We start from the raw sequence: 2,171 nt of genomic DNA on the forward strand, positions 1-2,171 counted from the left end.
CCTTCACACCGTCGTCGGTGAGGATCAGCCCGGCGTAGAGCAGTCCGATGAACGGGGTGCCCTCGGCATCCATGGTGCGGATGACGGGCTCGGCGACCGTGCGCGTGACGAGGTCGACGAACTCCTCTTCGCCGCCGAAGCCGTGCGAGAGCCAGGGGAGCGGGGAGTACGCACCCATGCCGCCGGTGTTCGGCCCCTCGTCGCCGTCGCGGAGGCGCTTGAAGTCCTGGGCGGGGCTCAGCGGCAGCACGTGGTCGCCGTCGCTGAGGAAGAAGAGCGACACCTCGGGCCCGGCGAGGAACTCCTCGACGAGCACCGGCCCGATCGCGAGGTAAGTGTCGCCATGGGCGAGGGCGGCATCCCGATCCTCGGTGACGATGACGCCCTTGCCGGCGGCGAGACCGTCGGCCTTGACGACATAGGGCGCTCCGAGCTCGTCGAGCGCGTCCGCGAGTTCGATGCGGGTGTGGGCGCGCAGCGCGCGACCGGTCGGCACTCCCGCGGTATCCATGATCCGCTTCGCGAACGCCTTCGATCCCTCGAGCTGGGCGGCGGCCTTGCCGGGGCCGAACACGGGGATGCCCCGCTTGCGCAGCGCATCGGCGACACCGGCGACCAGCGGAGCCTCGGGTCCGATCACGACGAGGTCGATCGCCTCGAGATTCGCGTACTCGGTGACGGCAGCCGGACTGTTCGCATCGAGGTCGACGATCGTCGCGTCCGCGGCGATCCCGGCATTGCCGGGGGCCGCGAACACCTCGTGCGCGGCCTCCTCCGAGCGCAGCGCGAGGATGATGGCGTGCTCGCGCGCGCCCGAGCCGAGAACGAGGATCTTCACTCCGCCAGCCTACCGAGGGGGTCGGGCCTGACTGAGGGCTACCGTGGAGCCATGCCCCGCAGGATCACGACCGACGAAGGCCGCGCGGCCTTGGCGTCCGTGCGTGCGGCCGGGGAGGCCTCCGTCGACCCGCCTCGGGCCGACCGCGCCACGGCCGTTCGCTACCTGCTGCAGCTGCTCGCCGAGAAGGCGCCGGGGCACACGGTCGAGGTGCGGGTCCCGCCGTTCGGGGCGGTGCAGGTGCTCGAGGGTCCGCGGCACACGCGTGGGACGCCGCCGAATGTCGTCGAGGTCGACGCCGACACCTGGATCGCACTCGCGACGGGCGTCGAGCAGTGGACGGATGCCGCGGCCTCCGGCCGCATCCACGCCTCCGGCACCCGGGCCGACCTGACCGACCTGCTGCCCGTCCGGCCCTGACCCCGCTCCGTCCGGCCTGACCCCGAACCGCGCGCCCCGGCCCGGTGCGACAATAGAGGTATGGCCGACACGGCGCAGACCCCCGAACCAGCAGATGCCGCGGCATCCCTTCCCGAAGAGACCCACGTGGAAGACCGGATCGAGCGCGCGACCGTGCGACGCGCGCCGCGGGTCTCAGTGTTCCTCGTCGTCGGTGCCGCGCTGGGGCTGCTGACGGCGATGATCCTCACGTTCGCGTTCAACGGCACGAGTGTCGCGAGCCCCAACACGGGTCTGGTCTACAGCCCGACGACGGTGTTCGGCTTCCTCACCTTCATCTTCATCCCGGTGGGTCTCGCGCTCGGGGGGACCGCTGCGATCATCTTCGATCGGCGGAGCCGCAGGCACCTGCGCGAAGCCACGGTCGATCGCGAGACCGTGCAGACCCTCTCGGGCGACTGACCCGACGGGCGCCCTACGCGAGTTCGGCGATGATCGGGTGGATCGCGGCGTCGAAGGCCGCGACATCCCCCCGGAGGCCATCGGTGACCGCGATCGTGAGCGATCCGATCCACCACACCCCGCGCTGCGTCAGCGGAAGCACCTGCACGTTGAGCTCGAACGAATGCGCACGGCGGCCCACCTGCCGCTCGTGCTCGGCGATGGCGCTGGCATACGCGCGATACGACACCCCTGGCTTGGCGGCGGCGTCCTTGCGGTAGCGCTCCTTGGCCGACTGCGAGTACGCGATCGCCTCCGCGCCGAAGGGGGTCATCGCCTCGCGCAGATCGTCGCAGCCCTCGAGGGGGAGTGCCACGAGCGTCTCGAACCCGTCGACGAGATCGAGTGGGACGGGCGACGGATGCGCCTGCGGCTCGACCGTCATCGCCCAGTACTCGCGCCACTGCCGTTCTAGGCGCGCCTGCGCCTGCTC

At 71.2% G+C, this 2,171-nt stretch carries 4 protein-coding genes; 2 read left to right on the top strand and 2 right to left on the bottom strand.

Annotated features, from left to right (window positions below):
• Positions 1-838 (bottom strand): phosphoribosylamine--glycine ligase (gene purD / locus AC1DVT_RS19705; protein ID WP_477391031.1); only part of this gene is annotated, 838 nt, incomplete at its 3' end.
• A 51-nt stretch (positions 839-889) separates the two neighbouring features.
• Here purD and AC1DVT_RS19710 point away from each other — a divergent pair.
• Both AC1DVT_RS19710 and AC1DVT_RS19715 read left to right on the top strand, forming a co-directional pair.
• Entirely contained in the window at positions 890-1,258 is a 369-nt protein-coding gene (locus tag AC1DVT_RS19710; RefSeq protein ID WP_457099884.1) for a sterol carrier family protein, read from the top strand.
• A gap of 60 nt (positions 1,259-1,318) precedes the next feature.
• Positions 1,319-1,699, top strand: a complete 381-nt coding sequence (locus tag AC1DVT_RS19715; RefSeq protein ID WP_477391033.1) for a potassium transporter Trk — start codon at positions 1,319-1,321, stop codon at positions 1,697-1,699.
• A gap of 13 nt (positions 1,700-1,712) precedes the next feature.
• On the opposite strand, the gene AC1DVT_RS19720 is transcribed toward AC1DVT_RS19715, so the two are convergent.
• Positions 1,713-2,171, bottom strand: a 459-nt coding sequence (locus tag AC1DVT_RS19720; RefSeq protein ID WP_477391035.1) for a zinc-binding alcohol dehydrogenase, incomplete at its 5' end; no start/stop codon positions are given.

Source organism: Microbacterium sp. P2_F9 (assembly GCF_056403635.1).